The sequence below is a fragment of the Helicobacter sp. 10-6591 genome, from assembly GCF_003288805.1.
Taxonomy (GTDB): Bacteria; Campylobacterota; Campylobacteria; order Campylobacterales; family Helicobacteraceae; genus Helicobacter_F.
Genome location: NZ_NHYK01000002.1, coordinates 105,474 through 124,025, shown reverse-complemented (window position 1 = coordinate 124,025; position 18,552 = coordinate 105,474). Strand labels below are relative to the sequence as shown.

General features: G+C 38.1%; 22 protein-coding genes. 9 read left to right on the top strand and 13 right to left on the bottom strand.

Annotated elements, in window-relative coordinates; all coding sequences use genetic code 11:
• Positions 1–91 precede the first annotated feature (91 nt).
• The 9 genes from CCY97_RS08180 to CCY97_RS01330 all read left to right on the top strand — a co-directional run bounded on the left by CCY97_RS08180 (position 92) and on the right by CCY97_RS01330 (position 7,723).
• Positions 92–409 (top strand): hypothetical protein, encoded by a 318-nt coding sequence (locus tag CCY97_RS08180; protein WP_258456801.1) that lies wholly within the window; start codon positions 92–94, stop codon positions 407–409.
• Between the two features lie 184 nt (positions 410–593).
• Positions 594–1,907: an MBOAT family O-acyltransferase gene (locus CCY97_RS01360; RefSeq protein ID WP_276567394.1), complete on the top strand. Its 1,314-nt coding sequence runs from the start codon at positions 594–596 to the stop codon at positions 1,905–1,907.
• Between the two features lie 9 nt (positions 1,908–1,916).
• Positions 1,917–2,954 (top strand): hypothetical protein, encoded by a 1,038-nt coding sequence (locus CCY97_RS01355; RefSeq protein ID WP_112063693.1) that lies wholly within the window; start codon positions 1,917–1,919, stop codon positions 2,952–2,954.
• 103 nt (positions 2,955–3,057) lie between these two features.
• Positions 3,058–3,375, top strand: coding sequence for a hypothetical protein (locus CCY97_RS08175; protein WP_258456801.1), 318 nt, complete (start codon positions 3,058–3,060; stop codon positions 3,373–3,375).
• A 184-nt stretch (positions 3,376–3,559) separates the two neighbouring features.
• A complete protein-coding gene (locus CCY97_RS01350) occupies positions 3,560–4,780 on the top strand; it encodes an MBOAT family O-acyltransferase (RefSeq protein ID WP_276567393.1) in 1,221 nt (406 codons plus the stop codon).
• Between the two features lie 9 nt (positions 4,781–4,789).
• The gene (locus tag CCY97_RS01345; protein WP_112063692.1) at positions 4,790–5,803 is read left to right on the top strand and encodes a hypothetical protein; all 1,014 of its coding nucleotides are present in this window, start codon (positions 4,790–4,792) and stop codon (positions 5,801–5,803) included.
• Positions 5,804–5,838: 35 nt separating this feature from the next.
• Complete coding sequence (locus CCY97_RS01340) at positions 5,839–6,408, top strand: phosphatase PAP2 family protein (protein ID WP_112063691.1); 570 nt, start codon at positions 5,839–5,841, stop codon at positions 6,406–6,408.
• Positions 6,409–6,467: 59 nt separating this feature from the next.
• Entirely contained in the window at positions 6,468–7,166 is a 699-nt protein-coding gene (locus CCY97_RS01335) for an LPP20 family lipoprotein (RefSeq protein WP_112063690.1), read from the top strand.
• 17 nt (positions 7,167–7,183) lie between these two features.
• Positions 7,184–7,723 (top strand): hypothetical protein, encoded by a 540-nt coding sequence (locus CCY97_RS01330; protein WP_112063689.1) that lies wholly within the window; start codon positions 7,184–7,186, stop codon positions 7,721–7,723.
• Between the two features lies 1 nt (position 7,724).
• Here CCY97_RS01330 and CCY97_RS01325 read toward each other — a convergent pair whose 3' ends face one another.
• The 13 genes from CCY97_RS01325 to trpS form a co-directional block, all read right to left on the bottom strand.
• A complete protein-coding gene (locus CCY97_RS01325; protein ID WP_112063688.1) occupies positions 7,725–8,273 on the bottom strand; it encodes a DUF2393 family protein in 549 nt (182 codons plus the stop codon).
• The gene (gene hisIE / locus CCY97_RS01320) at positions 8,274–8,972 is read right to left on the bottom strand and encodes a bifunctional phosphoribosyl-AMP cyclohydrolase/phosphoribosyl-ATP diphosphatase HisIE (protein ID WP_112063704.1); all 699 of its coding nucleotides are present in this window, start codon (positions 8,970–8,972) and stop codon (positions 8,274–8,276) included. It abuts the gene before it with no gap.
• Between the two features lie 57 nt (positions 8,973–9,029).
• A complete protein-coding gene (locus tag CCY97_RS01315) occupies positions 9,030–10,154 on the bottom strand; it encodes an SPFH domain-containing protein (RefSeq protein WP_112063687.1) in 1,125 nt (374 codons plus the stop codon).
• Positions 10,155–10,163: 9 nt separating this feature from the next.
• Positions 10,164–11,084, bottom strand: a complete 921-nt coding sequence (locus CCY97_RS01310; RefSeq protein WP_112063703.1) for a branched-chain amino acid transaminase — start codon at positions 11,082–11,084, stop codon at positions 10,164–10,166.
• Between the two features lie 66 nt (positions 11,085–11,150).
• Positions 11,151–11,540 (bottom strand): 30S ribosomal protein S9, encoded by a 390-nt coding sequence (gene rpsI, locus CCY97_RS01305; RefSeq protein WP_112063686.1) that lies wholly within the window; start codon positions 11,538–11,540, stop codon positions 11,151–11,153.
• A gap of 15 nt (positions 11,541–11,555) precedes the next feature.
• The gene (gene rplM, locus CCY97_RS01300) at positions 11,556–12,002 is read right to left on the bottom strand and encodes a 50S ribosomal protein L13 (RefSeq protein WP_112063685.1); all 447 of its coding nucleotides are present in this window, start codon (positions 12,000–12,002) and stop codon (positions 11,556–11,558) included.
• Positions 12,003–12,097: 95 nt separating this feature from the next.
• A complete protein-coding gene (prfB, locus tag CCY97_RS01295; protein ID WP_112063684.1) occupies positions 12,098–13,195 on the bottom strand; it encodes a peptide chain release factor 2 in 1,098 nt (365 codons plus the stop codon).
• A gap of 17 nt (positions 13,196–13,212) precedes the next feature.
• Positions 13,213–13,929 carry a di-trans,poly-cis-decaprenylcistransferase gene (locus CCY97_RS01290; RefSeq protein ID WP_112063683.1) on the bottom strand — a complete coding sequence of 239 codons (717 nt, stop codon included), beginning with the start codon at positions 13,927–13,929 and terminating at the stop codon, positions 13,213–13,215.
• Positions 13,929–14,351, bottom strand: a complete 423-nt coding sequence (locus CCY97_RS01285) for an acyltransferase (protein ID WP_112063702.1) — start codon at positions 14,349–14,351, stop codon at positions 13,929–13,931. Before CCY97_RS01285 ends, CCY97_RS01290 begins: the two co-directional genes overlap by 1 nt.
• A 79-nt stretch (positions 14,352–14,430) precedes the next feature.
• Positions 14,431–16,089: an N-6 DNA methylase gene (locus CCY97_RS01280; RefSeq protein ID WP_258456798.1), complete on the bottom strand. Its 1,659-nt coding sequence runs from the start codon at positions 16,087–16,089 to the stop codon at positions 14,431–14,433.
• 158 nt (positions 16,090–16,247) lie between these two features.
• On the bottom strand, positions 16,248–16,940 hold the full coding sequence (locus CCY97_RS01275) for a Bax inhibitor-1/YccA family protein (RefSeq protein WP_112063682.1): 693 nt from the start codon (positions 16,938–16,940) through the stop codon (positions 16,248–16,250).
• Between the two features lie 56 nt (positions 16,941–16,996).
• Entirely contained in the window at positions 16,997–17,536 is a 540-nt protein-coding gene (locus CCY97_RS01270; protein ID WP_112063681.1) for a hypothetical protein, read from the bottom strand.
• A gap of 26 nt (positions 17,537–17,562) precedes the next feature.
• Positions 17,563–18,552, bottom strand: coding sequence for a tryptophan--tRNA ligase (trpS, locus tag CCY97_RS01265; protein ID WP_112063680.1), 990 nt, complete (start codon positions 18,550–18,552; stop codon positions 17,563–17,565).

The following is an 18,552-nucleotide window of genomic DNA, read 5'->3' as shown; positions in this document are numbered from 1 at the left end:
ATGCTTCCTTACTAACAAATGCTCTATACAGTGAGATTCAAAGCTTTGCTATAATCCCTCCCTCTTAAAAAAATTAGCACAAAGGCCTTGTATGCTCTTTAGCTCCCATATATTTATCTTTTGTTTTCTTCCCTTTGTGTGGATTATTTTTTATGCGCTCAAAGCTCTTAGTATAAAAAGAAATTCTCTACTCTCTCTCAATATTACTAAAGTCTTTTTGGTGTGTGCGAGTTTGTTTTTCTATGCATATTGGAAGCTCACGTATCTACCTATTTTACTTGGTTCTATTGTTTGTAATTATTTGATTGCTAGAGCGATTTTGGGTAAATTTTTTATATTCAGGCAACAACAAGAAACTATAAACCTGCAAAAAGGCATAAAGCTCAATATGGGGGGGGGGATATTGTAAAACCTATCTTGTTGTAGGTATTGTTTTTAATCTCTGCTTACTTGGATTTTTTAAATACACCGATTTTCTTTTAGAAAACTTCAATCTCTTCTCCCAGCTTTTACACCTTGACTTCCATATCCCTGTGCCTCATATTCTCTTACCTTTGGCTCTATCATTTATTACATTCCAACAGATTGCTTTTTTGCTGGATTGTTACAAGCAAGCTACTACAGATAATCCACCAGAGAAGCCAGATTCCATCTCTCTTCATTTCCTTGATTACTGCTTGTTTATTACATTTTTCCCACAGCTCATAGCAGGGCCTATTGTGCATCATAAAGAGATGATGCCCCAATTTGATGCAATGGATACAATACAGATAAGAAAGCAAAACTCTCTAATCTCTCTTATCAATTGGGAATATATGGCAAAGGGATTATTTATCTTTGCTATTGGTTTATTTAAAAAAGTAGTCATCGCAGATTCTTTTGCAAAATGGGCAAATGCTGGCTTTAGTGCGGTGGAGAATGGCGCAGTGCTTAATCTCTTTGAATCATGGGCTACAAGCCTGAGCTATACATTCCAGCTCTATTTTGATTTTAGTGGGTATTGTGATATGGCTTTGGGCTTAGGGTTGCTCTTTGGAATACTCTTGCCTCTTAATTTCAACTCGCCCTATAAGGCATTAAACATTACAGATTTCTGGAGGAGATGGCATATAACATTAGGGAGGTTTTTTAGAGAGTATGTCTATATCCCACTTGGAGGAAATCGCAATGAGAAATATAAAAATGCCCTGCACTACATATTTCTTAATAAGATTCTTACTTTAAGAAATCTTTTTATTGTGGCATTGCTTAGTGGTATATGGCATGGAGCTGGATGGGGGTTTGTGATATGGGGGATATTGCATGGAGGAGCAATGGTAGTGCATAGAATCTACCAAAATTTAGTTTTAAGTAGGCAAAGGGATAAGATTTATAAAAGCATGGATACAAAATCTGCTAACCTTCCAAAAAATCATAAAAACTTACATAACCACAGGGCAAATCTTGGGATTTATGAAAATAAAACAGATTCCAATCAGCACAAACAAAAACAGCCATTTAGACAAAAACTCTTAATACTTCTTTACTGGTTTCTTACCTTTAACTTTGTCAATCTCTCTTGGATTTTCTTCAGAGCAGAAAACATAACTGGCGCACTAAATCTTATTAAGGGAATGTTTAGTGGGGTGATAATCCTGCCTTCTTTTTTAGAATCTAGGCTTGGATTTTTAAAAGAATATGGAGTGGGGTTTGGAAACTTTATGGGTAATTTTGGAGAAAAAATATTTATGGTACCCAGCTTTATAATACTTGGGCTTTGCATCACGCTTTTATCAAAAAACACAAATCAACTCGCCACAAAACTTAGCAATAAAAAAATGATTTTTACGGGCTTATTATTTGCGATGAGTGTTTGGCAACTAGGTGTTTTAGGTTACACACCTGAGTTTTTATATTTTAATTTTTAAGGAGAGATTTTGAAAAAAATAGTCTATTTTTTTGCAGGATTTATTGGTTATATGTTGCTTGTTGGAGGACTATTTTTAGTTTTATATGCTTTCAAAATACCGCCTTTTTTGATTTTTGGCGAGGAATGGCTAAGAAATACTTTTAAGATAAAAGAATATATCAATGCCCAAACTACGCAAAAACCCCGCTTACTGATTGTTTCTGGCTCAAATTCTCTTTTTGGTTTTAATAGCGCACTAATCAAAGAAAACACACAATTTCACCCAATCAATCTTGCTGCTCACGCAGGGCTGCCATTTAATTTTTATGTAGATAAAATTATTGCAAATGCAAAAAATGGGGATTATATTTTCTTGCCTCTAGAATTTGACTACTATACAAGGCCAGAACCAAAAGCTAACCAGTGGTATATTCACAATATGCTGTTGTGGGGTGATGGGTATGCAAAATACATTTCTCAAAAAGACATTCTACAAGCATACTTCAGTGCATTTGCGCCTTTAAATCTCTATAAAGCACTCTTATCGCCAAATGCGCTCAAACACCAAATACAAGGGAGATTAAACGCACACATAAGCCCCATACCACAATGGGAAAGCCTCATACAAAGCAGAGAGGAAAAACACTACCAACATGATTTTAAATCACTCAATGCTTATGGTGATTTTGCGTATCAAAAAGGCACAATGCAAAATATACAAGCGGAGTATTTATCAGATTCTTTAGAAATTTCAGATTTTTTCTTAAGTCAATACAGACGCCTAGAATCCTTTGCACAACAAAATAATATAAAGCTCTTTCTTATCTACCCAGTAAGCGCAGAAAATCCACACTTTAGCCTGCAAGATACTAATACTTTCAAAAAAATAGAAAATCTACAAACACAGCTAACTAAGCATAACATACAGCTTTATGGGGATTTTACAGATTCTCATTTTGAAGAATTTTATTTTTACGACACAAATTTGCATCTTAATAGTGAGGGGGCAAAGCTCCGCACAATGCATTTTATAAAGATGCTAGAAAAGCTAGAGATTTTGGATTGATTTTTTATTTTTATGCTTCCTTACTAACAAATGCTCTATACAGTGAGATTCAAAGCTTTGCTATAATCCCTCCCTCTTAAAAAAATTAGCACAAAGGCCTTGTATGCTCTTTAGCTCCCATATATTTATCTTTTGTTTTCTTCCCTTTGTGTGGATTATTTTTTATGCGCTCAAAGCTCTTAGTATAAAAAGAAATTCTCTACTCTCTCTCAATATTACTAAAGTCTTTTTGGTGTGTGCGAGTTTGTTTTTCTATGCATATTGGAAGCTCACGTATCTACCTATTTTACTTGGTTCTATTGTTTGTAATTATTTGATTGCTAGAGCGATTTTGGGTAAATTTTTTATATTCAGGCAACAACAAGAAACTATAAACCTGCAAAAAGGCATAAAGCTCAATATGGGGGGGGGGATATTGTAAAACCTATCTTGTTGTAGGTATTGTTTTTAATCTCTGCTTACTTGGATTTTTTAAATACACCGATTTTCTTTTAGAAAACTTCAATCTCTTCTCCCAGCTTTTACACCTTGACTTCCATATCCCTGTGCCTCATATTCTCTTACCTTTGGCTCTATCATTTATTACATTCCAACAGATTGCTTTTTTGCTGGATTGTTACAAGCAAGCTACTACAGATAATCCACCAGAGAAGCCAGATTCCATCTCTCTTCATTTCCTTGATTACTGCTTGTTTATTACATTTTTCCCACAGCTCATAGCAGGGCCTATTGTGCATCATAAAGAGATGATGCCCCAATTTGATGCAATGGATACAATACAGATAAGAAAGCAAAACTCTCTAATCTCTCTTATCAATTGGGAATATATGGCAAAGGGATTATTTATCTTTGCTATTGGTTTATTTAAAAAAGTAGTCATCGCAGATTCTTTTGCAAAATGGGCAAATGCTGGCTTTAGTGCGGTGGAGAATGGCGCAGTGCTTAATCTCTTTGAATCATGGGCTACAAGCCTGAGCTATACATTCCAGCTCTATTTTGATTTTAGTGGGTATTGTGATATGGCTTTGGGCTTAGGGTTGCTCTTTGGAATACTCTTGCCTCTTAATTTCAACTCGCCCTATAAGGCATTAAACATTACAGATTTCTGGAGGAGATGGCATATAACATTAGGGAGGTTTTTTAGAGAGTATGTCTATATCCCACTTGGAGGAAATCGCAATGAGAAATATAAAAATGCCCTGCACTACATATTTCTTAATAAGATTCTCACTTTAAGAAATCTTTTTATTGTGGCATTGCTTAGTGGTATATGGCATGGAGCTGGATGGGGGTTTGTGATATGGGGGATATTGCATGGAGGAGCAATGGTAGTGCATAGAATCTATCTATTTGTTTTAGAGTATTTACAAAAAACTGATTGCACTTCTTGCTCACACTTTCTTGTAGATTTCCTTCTGAGATTTATCCAGCAGAGAATCTATAAGATTCTCTGCTGGATAATTACATTTAGCTTTGTGAATATTGCTTGGGTGTTTTTTAGAGCTCAGAGCCTAGATGGTGCGCTTACTATTTTGAGGGGGATGTTTTATGGGGAGGTGGTACTACCTAGTGCATTACAAGAGAAAATTGGGAAGTTAGAGGGGTTTGATGACTGGGTAAATCTACTACGAGAACCCTCACTTATTGTATGGGGTTTTATCTTATGTGCTTTTGTTGTGTGTCTTTGCTTTAAAAATAGCCTGCAATACACAAATACCTTTATACCAAACTTTAAAACACTCTTTGTGGTTTTAAGTCTTTTGTTTGGATCTATGATTGGATACTCCTACCGCTCTAGCGCAGAATTTTTGTATTTCAACTTCTAAGGTCTAGGTATGGATTACAAAAAATTTACGACTTATAGCATTGTAGGATTTTTCTGTGTCGGGATTCTGTGTTTTGGAATAAATTATTTTGCTGATAGCTATGGCTTATATGACACGCATAATAAACGCTTAGAAAATCTTGTAAATCCAAAAACTTCACTTTATAAAGACCGTATAAATGCAAAGGCTCCATGCAATGTAGTCGGATCTTCTCGCGTATTAGATTTAGATTTTTCCATGCTAAGCAAACTGTCAAATAACCATTGTATAGGTATTGCAATTGTTTCTGCAACATTTAGCGAAATACTTTTTACCACCAAGCAAATAAAATCTAATGGCGCGAAAATATGGGTAGGATTTGATGCATTTTCGCTCAATACCTCAAGACAAAGCTATAGAGTCAATCGAATGGAAGATATCTCTAATCAGGATCATGTGTCATACTTCTTTGACTATGCAGAAGCTCCTAAAGTCATTTACAGAAAACTACGTGATTTTGTGTTAAGCAGAGAATATGATAGTCAGTTTCGCAGGCGAGATTCCACTACCTTTGGTAAAAATTCACTGCAAGAGATAGAAAACCACAGTATTTCTTGGGGCTATCAAGACTATTCAATCAACTCTCAAGAACTCCAAGAGTTTGCTAACTTGCTAGATACTGATGATGTCATTCTTATCTTCCCAAAGCATGCCCATTACTATACGCTTTTTAATAAATACCAAACAATCAAAGAGCAGTATTTTAAAGCCCTAAGATTTCTAGTTGCAACGACCAAAGCACGAGTAATTAGCTTTTATGGAACAAATGAAATCACACTGGAAACGGATAACTTCGATGACTATGGTTGGCATTTTAAACCAAAGATAGGAGAGCTCATCATACAAAAAGTACTGCATTTGACTTGCCAATCTTGTATTACAGATTCTAAGCAAATGTTCTTGCTTGAAGGATTACCAAAAAATTTTGGAGTAGAGCTGCGGCCTGATAATGTGGATTTTTACTTGCAAAATTTGCTGCTATAATGCCCCTAAATTTTAGGCTAGCAAGGGATTTTGTGATGGTAAGAATGGTTTTTTGGTGTGTATTTTGCTGGCTGTCATCCACTGTTTTGCACGCAAAAAGTGGTTTTGAAATCTTTGGTGATGTTATGCAAATGCTCCCATTTGCCACTATGACATATGCCTGGGGTACTGATGACACACAAGGGGTAAAAGAGCAAGCGATTGGCTCTGGAGCGACACTGCTTGCTACCTATGCTATCAAATATAGCTTTGTTGGTATCTCACGCTCAAATGAAAATCTCGCATACATTTCGCAAAGACCAAACAATGGAAGTTTCGATGGATTTCCTTCTGGGCATACTTCTTTTAGTTTTTCAAGCGTGGGATTTGCTTACAAACGTTATGGCTACAAAGCTGCCTTGCCTCTTGGGGCACTTGCCACGCTTACGGGAATCTCTCGAGTCTATGCACAGCGGCACACTACATCGCAAGTAATAGCAGGGGCAATCTTGGGATTTGCTCTTTCATATATCTGCGCTACGCCTTTGCAGTCCGAAGATTCTATAGTCTCATTTTCTATAACCCCGAAAAATACCTATTTAGTGAGCTTTATAAAAATATTTTAAGATTGGAATGTTTTTTGCTGATTTTTATCGCAAGAACTCAGCAACCAAAAGGATAGATAATGAAAAATACACTGTTTAAGAACTCAGTGATCGCTGCGCTTGCTTTGACAATCAATGGATGCGGGGGGTTGCTAACTCCAGATACAGGAAGTACTCCAAACTCCTCTAATGGTCTCATTCCACCAAGTGCTCAGAACAATGCTAGGATTGCTCCGCCTGTGTATCCGCCAATGCCTTCTTACAATAACCAAACTCCAAATATTTTGCCACAGCAATCCACACGTCCTCAACATATCAATACGATGATAGTGGATAGAGTAGAAGTCACAGGGAGCAAAAACCCTGAGCCAAAGGTTGAAAGAGATGAAGTTATTTCTAAAAAATCCCAAGATCCAGCAATACTAGCAAATTCACCGATGCTAACAGAAACAAACATCATAGAGCTCGATGCTATGGGTATGGGAATCCCGCCAGAAAACACCATCTCACAAGGACAAGCTATGGCTCTTGCTAAGCGTGCAGCGATTGTCGATGCATACAGACAGCTTGGCGAGAAAATGTATGGGATTCGCCTCAATGCACAAGATACAATCAAAGATATGGTGGTGCAAAGCTCGACTGTTAAAACCAAAGTCCATGCGCTTATTAGAAATGCTGAAATTGGCGAGAGCATTTGGAAAGATGGTGTTATGCAGGTAGGTATACAACTCAAACTCGATGGCAGAATCTGGTATAAAGTTCTCACTGGCGCTAGATAAACTCTAAATCTTGCTTGATGCTAAAACACTTCTTTTATTTGGGGGTTCTTTTAGTTTTTAGCGGTTGTGCAGAATTTATCGCACAATCACTCTTTGACACACAACAGCAACACGAAGAAGAGACTCCCCTCACCACAAAGTATCAGATTCTCCAGCTGCGCGTGCCACAATTTTCATTCTATGATTTTGCATCGATCACAAAAAAAAGAAAGAGTATAGAAATCAAGCTTTACACTCTTGGCAAAAAAGTAGTTGAAATCAGTATAGAGGCCAAAAAAATCTGCTACAACTCAGAATGTATAGGTAAATGGGAGGCAGCCAAACAGATTTTTGGGAAAGTCAGTTACGCTAACTTACTCGAAGATATACTACTGGGCAATGATATTTTTGATGGTGAAGGGAAATATATCAACACCAAAAATGGCGCTATGGTCCAGTGGTTTACCAAAGGTGAGCAAGAAATCTATTACGAGCGCACCAAAGAACACACGCTTTTTAAGAATCTCAGTGCGGGTATAACAATAGGCGTGCAAAGCTATGATTCTCGTAAGCAATAAGTTACATGAGGTGATGTTTTAGCAGATTATTGCGCGCATGGCAGGTTATATACACACGGTAATCAAAAGGCATTTGGTGAGAAAATCTATCAAATAGAATGCTTACTCTTGTCGTATCAGTGGGGTTAAGATGCAAGGACATAGTTTTTTGATAGGTTTTCTTAGGATAAAGAGAACCTAAAAACTTTAGCCAATTATCATGCATAATATCTACTCTTATCTTACAAGCACTAAAAGAGAGTAGACCAATGTTTGTGATATTGGCTTCTAAAAGCAATGAATCGACATATACCAAGGGTTTGCTTTGGATGATTTCTATGTCAAGCTTATAAAAAACATCTTCTATACAATACCTCAAGACAAAAGGACCGCTTACAAACACTAAAAATGCCAATGCAAAGAAAAACTTTGGGAAGAATCTGCGGCTACGTAACAAAATACCAAGAATAAAAAATAGTACAAACAATACAAACAGGCAGCCCATGGCCGCAAGCTCATAAAGGGTAAAAATATCAAAAAAATTGAGGATGGATACCTTATAGTCTTGCATTCATTTTTGGCGAGAGTTTTTTTCTACAATCCCGCTTATCCCTAAACGTCTATATAGCTCTTGGCGGATTCTATCCGGGCTAATATCCATGCTTCCTAGCCCCACAAGCACATGATAGACTAAATCAGCGCATTCATAGATGATGTCATCTTGATTCTTATCTTTGAGCGCAAAAGTCAGCTCACCTGCCTCTTCTATGATTTTTTTGCAAATTGTGTTTTCTCCTTTAGCAAAAAGTGAGGCGGTATAAGAAGTCTCTTGGCTTTGGGATTTTTTTTTCAGGATTGTATGGTATAGCGAATCTATCACGCCATAAATTGCGGTCGTATCAATACTCTTGGGATTACTACGTTGTGAATCTGGTTGCAAAAAATTCTTAAAAAAGCAGCTTGAGCTTCCCGTATGACAAGCCACGCCTTCCTGCTTCACAATAAAAAGCAACGAGTCATTATCACAATCTAGCCTAATGTCTATAATCTCTTGAGTATGACCACTTTGCTCGCCTTTTTTCCAGATTCTTTGTTTGGAGCGCGAAAAATAATGTGCATATAGAGTCTGGAAACTAAGATTTAAAGATTCTTCGTTGCTGAATGCCAACATAAGCACTTCTTTAGTGTGATAGTCTTGGACTATGGTTGGTATAAGAGAATGTTGATTCCAATCGATCGTACTAGAAAGGACAGCTTGTGTTGGTTGCAAAAAGCGTGAAAGATTTGCAAGATTTTGTGCCAACTCTTTGCTCACTTTACTATTGAATTATTGTGAAACTGCGCTACTTTGGCGCTTCGCTTTAGAATCAACCCAAATATTTGGCACAGAGCCACCTGGTGTTAAGAAAATTTGTGCATCTTTATTTTCTTTAAGCGCTTCGTTGAATTTGCCTTGTACTTCGATTTGGCGTAGCTCTAGTAGTCTTTGGCTGAGACTCTCAGAAATTAGTCTGTTTGCTTGGGCTTGGGCTTTTGCCTCAATAGTTATAGAATCTGCAACACCTTGCGCTCGCACACGGTTTGCATCTGCCTCACCTTTTGCAAGTGCTGCAACCTTTTCAGCCTCTTGTTTGGCCCTATCGACTTCATAACGCACGCGCTCAGCTTCTTGACGCGCGACTTGCACTTGCTCAATCTGCGCTTTGACTTTCTCAGGTAATACGATTTCGCGCAATTGGACAGAGGTAAGTGTTACGGGATTGTTTTTGAATTTATTGATTTCAGCCTCCATATTTTGTGCGATTTCTTTTGCTACCTCATCGCGTCTTGTAGGCAACTCTTCTGCAGGATAACGACCAATCACGCTGCGCACTACATCACGCACGACAGGATTTACAATCTTTTGTTCCCACGAAGTACCATAGGTTGCGATTGCTAGTGGTGCAGTAAGATCATTGAGTTGGTATTGGACAGTAAGCTCGATAGATACGGTGAGATTTCTAGAATCTAGCACGCTGATAGCATCATTTCGAAAAATGCCCTGGTTCTTACCTATCGCTCCCATATCTTCAGTCCGCGAAAAATTGATTGTGCGTACTTTGGTATCCACTACCAGAATCTCTTGCAAAAATGGGATAAAAAAGTGCAAACCCGGTTGCAACGGTGTAGGTTGATATTCTCCTGTCTTTACCTTGATACCAACTTCACCAGAATTAATGATGACAAATGGCTTTTGGGTAATAAGAATTATCAAGATTCCAAGTAAAATCACCCAAAAAACGAGTTTTCTACCGCTTGGCACAAAATTGGTGAAATTATTAGAATCGCCACCTCCCTTGTTCCAGTTATTCCAATTCCCACCACCACTGCTCTCATCTTTTTTGGAATCTTTTTGTGTCTCTTGGGTGTTTTGTCGTTTTTTCTTGAGATGTTCGTTTAAATCTATTGGCATATTGTTCCTTTAAATGAATGTTAAATACTTCTTGTATTTTTCGTGTTTCCCTTGCACAACTTCAAAAAATGCTTCCTGGAGTTTCTTTGTGATTGCCCCACGTGTGCCATTACCAATATCGCGAAAATCTAGCTGTCTGATTGGTGTAATCTCAGCTGCAGTGCCTGTGAAAAATGCTTCATCTGCGATATAAATCTCATCGCGTGTGATTTTTCTTTGAATAAATGGTATCTTCAAATCTTTGGCAAGTTCTATTGTAGTGGCTTGTGTGATAGATTCTAGAGTATTATCATGGGGTGGAGTGATAAGAACACCATCACGTACTATGAAAATGCACTCTCCACTTCCTTCGGCTACAAATCCATTTTCATCAAGCAACAACGCCTCTTCACAATTTGACTGCAAAGCTTCTAATTTGGCCATTTGAGAATTCAGATAGTTTGCAGCTGCCTTTGCTTTGCCCATAATGGATTTGACACTATTACGAGCAAAAGAGCTTGTTTTGACCTTGATGCCTTGTGTGATTCCCTCATCACCAAGATATGCACCCCATTCCCACGCTGCAATGGCTATATTCACAGGAGCATTGATATGATACAAACCCATTACACCATAACCAAGATAGATCAAAGGGCGGATATATACATTACCTTTGTAACCATCTTTATTCTTTCTTAGAAGTTCAATCTGCGCGCTTTCTAACTGTTCTTGTGTGTATGGAGATTTGATAGCTACAATCTTTGCGGAGTTCAACAATCGCTTCGTATGGTCTTGCAAACGAAAAATTGCCAAACCATCTTTGGTCATATATGCCCTTGTGCCTTCAAAAACGGCATTCCCATAATGCAAAGTATGGCTTAGTATGTGTGTGGTGGCATCATGCCATTTGACAAACTCACCATCTTTCCAAATAAACTCAGCTTCCTTTATCATACAAACTCCTTAAAACCTTTAGCCACAAGACTACACAAAAGCACAGAAAATGCGAAGAGCAAATTATCTTTTAGAGAATTGCGGAGAGCGTCTTGCTTTTTTCTTGCCATATTTTTTACGCTCGACAACGCGAGAATCTCTTGTAAGTAATCCCTTTGGTTTTAAGATCGCACGGAATGCAACATCATAGCTGTTGAGTGCTTTTGAGATTCCATGTCGTAATGCGTCAGCCTGCGCAGAATAACCACCCCCAAAAGTTTTGGCAACAATATTTACAGACTTTTCCTGTCTAGTAAGAATCAAAGGCTGCATAACTTTCATTTTGATTGCTTCATGTCCGCCTAGCCAATCATTCAGACTCATACCATTGATACTAAGCTTGCCTGATCCGCTCTCTAACCATACCTTTGCGATAGCCGTTTTTCTCTTGCCTGTTGCATAGATTTTGCTCATTATTTTCTTCCTTTTCTATTGTTTTACAGTTTTAGATTCTGTGGATTTTGCCACTTGTGCGCTATGAGGATGAGAATCTCCTCTATAAACCTTGAGTTTTTTGAGCTGCGCGCGTCCTAATTTTGTCTTAGGCAGCATACCGCGCACTGCAAGATGATAAAGCTTCTCTGGCGATTTTTTTAACATCTCTTCTAAAGTCTTGCTTTTTGTGCTTCCAAAGTATCCTGAATGTGTGAAATACTCTTTGTCTTTGAGCTTCATACCACTGAATTTGACTTCTGTAGCATTAACAATTACAACAAAATCACCACAATCAATGTTGGGCGTAAAACAAGGTTTGTGCTTGCCTCGCAAAATAGTAGCTACTTGAGCAATAAGACGGCCAAATATCTGATCCTTTGCATCCAGCACTACCCACTGACGATTGATATCAGTTTGCTTCGCTATTCTTGTAAGTTCCATTTGGGATCCCTTCTATGATAGTAATTTCAAAGCGCGAATTATAGGGAAGATATTCTTATGTAAACATTAAATTAAGATTAAATTAAGATAATCTCTCACTTGATTCCTTGCATAATAAGTACAGATTCTATAATCCCATCTATATCACCATCAAGCACTCCGCTTGTGTTGCTTGTAGTGTAGTTTGAGCGCAAATCTTTGACTTGCTGATAAGGTACAAGCACATACGATCGGATTTGGTGTCCCCAACCAATTTCACTCAAGTCTTTAGAATCTGATTTGTCTTGGTTTTTTGCCATCTCTAATTCATACAGCTTGCTTTGGAGCATTTTTAAAGCTGTGGCTTTGTTTTTGTGCTGGCTTCTATCATTTTGGCATTGCACGACAATTCCTGTGGGCACATGTGTGATTCGGATTGCGGATTCTGTTTTGTTGATATGCTGCCCGCCTGCACCGCTTGCACGATAGGTATCAATCCGTATGTCCTTATCCTCAATCACGATATCTATATCATCATCAAGTTCTGGGCTTACTTGCACACTCGCAAAGCTTGTATGCCTTTTTGCATTGGCATCAAATGGCGAGATTCTCACCAGTCTATGCACTCCTGATTCTGCTTTTGCATAGCCATATGCATTCTCACCTTTGATGATAAATGCTACACCTTTTATCCCTGCTTCCTCGCCATCTTGGTAATCTAGCAATTCAACCTTAAAACCCCGTCTTTCGCTCCATCTCAAATACATTCTATAAAGCATACTTGCCCAATCCTGCGATTCTGTCCCGCCAGCTCCAGGCTGTATGGTGATAATGGCATTTGCATTATCATATTCCCCATTGAGCATTACACCAACCTCTAGCTGCGTAATAGTCTGCTCCAAACTTGGCGCTTGAGCAAACAACTGCCCCAAGCTTACCTCATCATTTTCTAGACCCAAAAGCTCAAACAGCTCCAAATTGTCTTGCAAAAGCTCCCTTGCATCATTAAAAGATTCCAAAAGCTGCATCGTTTTGCGCTTGAGCTTGCCCAAATCGCTTGCTTTTTTAGAATCTGTCCAGAGATTTGGATCAAGCTCTGCTGTCTTGATCCGCTCAAGCTCCTCTTTGAGAATGTCTGGCCTGATAATTTTTTCAATGTTATTGAGCTTGGTTTCTAATTCTTTTAAAAGTTCGTTGTATGCATAACTATCCATTGCTACCCTTTCTGTACTTATACTCCGCCAAATCGTCTGATGCGCTTAAAAAAGCATTCGATGATTTCTTCTAGCTCTTTGGTGCTAAAGTCCGGAAAAAGCGTATCAGTCCAAAACAATTCTGCATAAGCGCACTGCCATAGTAGAAAATTAGAAAGTCGCTTCTCGCCACCTGTGCGTATGAGCAAATCCACTTCACCCGCGCATTTGGTATCTAAATGCGATTGTATGCCTTGCTCAATGGCTTTAAGAGAGTCTTGTTGCTCAAGCTTGCTGAGAGAATCTAGCTGGCCGCTTTTGTAGAGCTCTAAGACACATCGAGCAAGCTCGTTTTTTGCCCCATAGTTTAATGCAAGCAGCTGGGTGAGCCCTGTATTCTTAGCAGTAAGCATCTGGGTAGTGTGTATGAGCTTTTGGAGCTTTGGTTTTAGCACACTAATATCGCCGATGGCCACAAAACGTATGTTGTGCTCTTGATAGACTTTAAGCTCGCTTTTTAAGTAGCGCTCTAAGAGATGCATGAGGAAATCCACTTCCTGCTGGGGTCGCAGCCAATTTTCTGTAGAAAACGCATAAAGCGTAAGAAAGGGAATATTTTTACTCGCGCAGTATTTTGTGATTTCTCGTACAGTTTTTACTCCCTGCTTATGCCCAAAAGTACGATTTTTGCCTTGATTTTGCGCCCATCTCCCATTGCCATCCATAATAATGGCTATATGCCTGAGTTCTTGCATTATCTATCTTGTGGAATCTGCATAGATTCTATAGGACGCAAAAATCTCGCTGGATTACCAGCATAAAACCCACTCTTATGGATGTCTTTTGTCACCACACTCCCTGCACCTATAACCACTCTTTGACAGATATATACAGGCAGAATCGTTGCATTTGAGCCAATGCTTACAAAATCACTAATGAATGTGTTTTTCCACTGATTCTTATCTGCTGCTGGCATGCCCTCAGAAAATGTATCATTGATAAACATCACGCCATGCCCTATAAAACAATGCGCTCCGATACTCACAAGTGAGCAAATAAAACTATGGCTTTGGATACGCGTGTATGCGCCAATCTTGACATCCTCTTGAATCTCGCAAAATGGCCCTACAAAAACATGCTCGCCAATCTCGCAACCATAAAGATTGCTAGGTTGCATGATGGTGGCACTTTTCGCACAGACCTTGGGGTTTAGAGCAATTTGTTTTGTTTGCAATAATTTCCTTTGTATGAATTTTCTAACGCAAAGATTCTAGTTCGTGCTTGATTTTTTCAAGCTGTCTGTTCAATGCACAAATCTTATCGAATCGAGATTGTGCGCCTTCTTGGAAGCCAAAAGGGATCTTAAGATTCTTAAGGCTTTGCACATCAATAGTTTTCATATAATGCTCATAAAGTGCTCTTAATGCCTCTTGCCCTTGTTTGGAATAAAAATAACAATACAAGCCTAGGGCTTGGTTTTTATCCTTCGCCCTTATGATGACAATGCCTGTGTTTGCAACCGCAAGCTGGGATTTGAGAATCTCGCCAAAAATAGTGATTTTTGGCGTGCTGCCACGCAAAGAAAGACAAATATCATAAGCTTTGAGGGCGTATTTTTTGATTTTGACCTTATCGCCGGATGTTCGCTTTGTGAGAAATCCTGAACTCATACCATAATCACTAAAATCTGCTAATCCAACATCATAGTATTCTATTTTGCAATCGTTTTTGTTTCCATACACACGCTGTCCTCTAAAGATTTCAACACCAAGCTCGCTCAAGCTTATGCCATTGTTGTATGTGTTTTGCTTGAGTGTGATTGGGAGATTTGTGATTTTGGTATATGGAGTGAGAGAGCAAAACTCACTTACCTTTCTTTGGAAAAAAGAATCGAGCAATAAATCAAGATTGATAAGGCGATTGTACTTGCCATCTTTTTTCCAAAAACGTTGGTTTTTGGCATCAATGCTTAATATTTCTTTATTGTTTGGAGACAGCACCAAAATGCAAAAATCACTATTTTGGTGAGGGAAGATATTTTTTGGCAAATCAATAATAGCCTCAATCAAACCCTGTTTATAAAAACGCTGCATAAACTCGCTTTCTACACTTGATTTTTGCAGAGTTTGGGTACGCAAAACAAACACACCACGTTTTTTAAGATAATAAAGCGCATGGATTAAAAACACCCATTCAGAATAAGTCTTTGCCAATCCATGCAAACCGCTAAAACGTTTGTCATCTTTTAAGTATTCTACGCCTATGTGTGGGACATTTGGAGGGTTGCAAATGATTTTGTCAAACTTCGTTTCAAAGCAGGGAGCTTTGAGAATATCATTTACCATAAGATTTTGGAATGAGAGGTTAGAAAGCTGGCAAGTAAGCTTTGCTACATTTGCCAAACGGGAATCTAGCTCCTCGCCATAGAGCGAAACTTCTGCGTTTTGGTCTTGGGCAATCTGTGAAATCATCAAAAACAATGAGCCAATGCCATAACAGGGATTATAAATATTCTCTCCTGATTTGATATCAAGCAAACGCACCAAGAGCTCGTTAATCTCTAGTGGTGTGGAGTAGTAAAAAAGTTTGTTTGCGGTTTTTTTTTGCGTAACGATATGCAGAAATTCCTCAATATCATTAAGCGTAGTGCTAGCAGCCTGGATAGTTTTAAGAATCTTAAGAAAATTTATATTTGGATTGATTGGTATGAATTGGTGCGAATTTATCTGTGTCTGGAGAGCAACATTGAGTTGGTCGAAAATATTTTTACGCTTGTTTCCTTGCTCTATAAGAAAATCCAAAGTTTTGGGGGAATTATTTTTCAGAATAAAAAGCTCTAGCATGATGCTTATAGAATCTAGCATATCCACATGGTAACGCTTAATGTACTCAAAGCACCCAAGCAACTTTTCCAAACCAATCTCCTAAGCAATTTGCAAAACTAAAAACACAAGCTGGGATTGTAACAGAATAAAAATTGAACTTTTATAAAGCGAGAAGAGGAGAAAAGCGAGGAAGTGTAGGTGTCTTGAAGTTTCTTGGAAAATCCAAGAAACTTGATTTCATTGTAAGATTAGTCTCTGTTTCCGCCAAAGATTCCTAAAAGCTGCAAAAGACTTACAAATATATTATAGAAGTCAAGATAAAGCGATATTGCAGCATCTACTGGACTTGTATAAAGACCACGAATGATATTCTGTGTATCATAAGCTACATAGACACTGAATAGTATTGCAACAGCGCCCGCGATAATAGCTTGGAATCCCATATTCATAACAAAGATATTTACAATGGAACAAATCATTACCACAATCAGCGAAATAAAAAGCATCTTACCCATGCTGGCTAGATCTCTTTTGGTTTTGATACCAAAAATACTCATTGCGCCAAATATAATAGTTGTCATACCAAAACATGCAGCAACAGCACTCGCACCATTTTTAGCTATCACGAGACCCAAAAGAGGAGTGATTGCAAGTCCTGTAAGAAATGTAAAAATAAACAACATTGCAACATTAAGTCCGGGTTTAGAACGTGAAAACATAAGCCCAAAGAGCGCTGCAAATTCCGCTATAAAAATCACCATTCTATATTCCATGACCGCTGTAAAATTCATCAATCCTACAAGCGCGCCAATGGTAGCAATAAACAAACTCGCCGCAAAAAATTTGTAAGTAGTTTTTACAAAATTTACCAATGCACTCTCTCGTACATTGGCTATAGAAGCCACATCAACATTTGTATAGTTCCTATCATATAAAGCCATGTTGTCCCCTTAATAATGAAATGGGCGGTATTATATGCAAGATTCAGTAAATAGCCTTATTGCAACTTTTTTATGATAAAGGCAAGATTTTGCGTTAATAGCCGCTCTATTTCTTGCTTTGAAATCTTATTCACATTTTTTGCACCAAAATAACGATCAGTCGAAATTTTCAGCTCACCACTAGATTGGTGGTTGATAATCTTTTGCTCTGAACTCAAAGCAAACTCAATAAACGACTCTAAGCTTGCCTCATCCTTGCTTTTTAAAAGATTCACATCTTCGCTCTGCTCAGCAACCTTCAGTCCATACACCACACTGGCTTTAAAAATATCATTTGAATCTTGTGTGTATTTGGTCGAAAGACCGAAACAATTTGACTGTAAGAAATAAGATTCCATGAGCTTTCTAAAATCACTTATGCTATAAAAACTCTGACTTATCTCATCAGCATCAACTTGCTCTAAAAATATCTCATACTTTTGTGTTTGGCAAGTTGGAATCTGTGTATTTTGGGTGATTTTAGGTTTCTTAGCACAACCAAGCAACAAACACACTGCTATTCCGAAACAAAAAAGATTCCTCAAATAAAACTTCATATCCCATCCCCCCTAGTAATCTAAACTCAAACCAATCCTACAAGAATCTTGGCTTTGTGATAAGTTTCTTTAGCGATAACACGCATATGTGCGGCGCTATCTGCCAAAACTTTTTGGATAAATCCTCTTTCTTTGATAATCTCATTATACTGGTTACTAATAGGACGTAAAGATTCTATAACCAGCTCGCTTAAGCACATTTTGAAATAACCATAACCCTTGCCTTCAAATTCATTTTCAATTTGCTCGCGTGATTTTTTGCTAAAAATCTCATAGATACAAAGTAGATTATAAAGTCCTGCACGAGCAGGATCAAATACAATAGATGAGAGAGAATCTGTTGTGGCTTTTTTGAACTTGTTCGTGATAATCTCAGGCTTATCAAGTAAAAAAACTGCATGGTTTGGGGCCTTGTTGGATTTACTCATTTTGACCTGTGGGGTATCTAGTCCCATAATACGCGCACCAACTTTTGGAATAAGAGGATTTGGTATCTTAAAGCACTCTCCATAATCACGATTAAAACGTTGGGCGACATTACGCGTAAGCTCTAAATGCTGTTTTTGATCTTCTCCTACGGGTACAAAATCCGGTTGATACAGCAAAATATCTGCTGCCATAAGAGCTGGATAATTAAACAATCCCACATTGATATTTTTTGGATTTTTTGCACTTTTGTCTTTGAATTGTGTCATACGACTAAGTTCACCCATTGGGATGTTACAATCTAAAATCCATGCAAGCGCGCTATGTTCATCAATTTCACTTTGGATAAAAAGATGGGATTTTTTTGTGTCAATACCGCAAGCCAAAAGCAATGCCGCTAACTCAAAAGTTTTTTTACGCAGATTTTCTGGATCTTGTCGCGTAGTGATTGCATGAGAGTTCACAATACAAAAGATATTTTCATATTCATCTTGAGAATCTACCCAATTTTTGACTGCGCCTAAATAATTGCCCAAGTGAATATCACCAGTAGGCTGGATTCCAGAAAAGACACGAGGTTTCTTACTCAT

Excerpts from the sequence above, each read along its gene's own strand:
- CCY97_RS08180 (WP_258456801.1), top strand. The coding sequence starts at position 92 with ATGCTCTTTAGCTCCCATATATTTATCTTTTGTTTTCTTCCCTTTGTG.
- CCY97_RS08175 (WP_258456801.1), top strand. The coding sequence starts at position 3,058 with ATGCTCTTTAGCTCCCATATATTTATCTTTTGTTTTCTTCCCTTTGTG.
- CCY97_RS01345 (WP_112063692.1), top strand. The coding sequence starts at position 4,790 with ATGGATTACAAAAAATTTACGACTTATAGCATTGTAGGATTTTTCTGT.
- CCY97_RS01340 (WP_112063691.1), top strand. The coding sequence starts at position 5,839 with ATGGTAAGAATGGTTTTTTGGTGTGTATTTTGCTGGCTGTCATCCACT.
- CCY97_RS01335 (WP_112063690.1), top strand. The coding sequence starts at position 6,468 with ATGAAAAATACACTGTTTAAGAACTCAGTGATCGCTGCGCTTGCTTTG.
- CCY97_RS01330 (WP_112063689.1), top strand. The coding sequence starts at position 7,184 with ATGCTAAAACACTTCTTTTATTTGGGGGTTCTTTTAGTTTTTAGCGGT.
- CCY97_RS01325 (WP_112063688.1), bottom strand. The coding sequence starts at position 8,273 with ATGCAAGACTATAAGGTATCCATCCTCAATTTTTTTGATATTTTTACC.
- CCY97_RS01315 (WP_112063687.1), bottom strand. The coding sequence starts at position 10,154 with ATGCCAATAGATTTAAACGAACATCTCAAGAAAAAACGACAAAACACC.
- rpsI (WP_112063686.1), bottom strand. The coding sequence starts at position 11,540 with ATGAGCAAAATCTATGCAACAGGCAAGAGAAAAACGGCTATCGCAAAG.
- rplM (WP_112063685.1), bottom strand. The coding sequence starts at position 12,002 with ATGGAACTTACAAGAATAGCGAAGCAAACTGATATCAATCGTCAGTGG.
- prfB (WP_112063684.1), bottom strand. The coding sequence starts at position 13,195 with ATGGATAGTTATGCATACAACGAACTTTTAAAAGAATTAGAAACCAAG.
- CCY97_RS01290 (WP_112063683.1), bottom strand. The coding sequence starts at position 13,929 with ATGCAAGAACTCAGGCATATAGCCATTATTATGGATGGCAATGGGAGA.
- CCY97_RS01285 (WP_112063702.1), bottom strand. The coding sequence starts at position 14,351 with ATGCAACCTAGCAATCTTTATGGTTGCGAGATTGGCGAGCATGTTTTT.
- CCY97_RS01275 (WP_112063682.1), bottom strand. The coding sequence starts at position 16,940 with ATGGCTTTATATGATAGGAACTATACAAATGTTGATGTGGCTTCTATA.
- CCY97_RS01270 (WP_112063681.1), bottom strand. The coding sequence starts at position 17,536 with ATGAAGTTTTATTTGAGGAATCTTTTTTGTTTCGGAATAGCAGTGTGT.
- trpS (WP_112063680.1), bottom strand. The coding sequence starts at position 18,552 with ATGAGTAAGAAACCTCGTGTCTTTTCTGGAATCCAGCCTACTGGTGAT.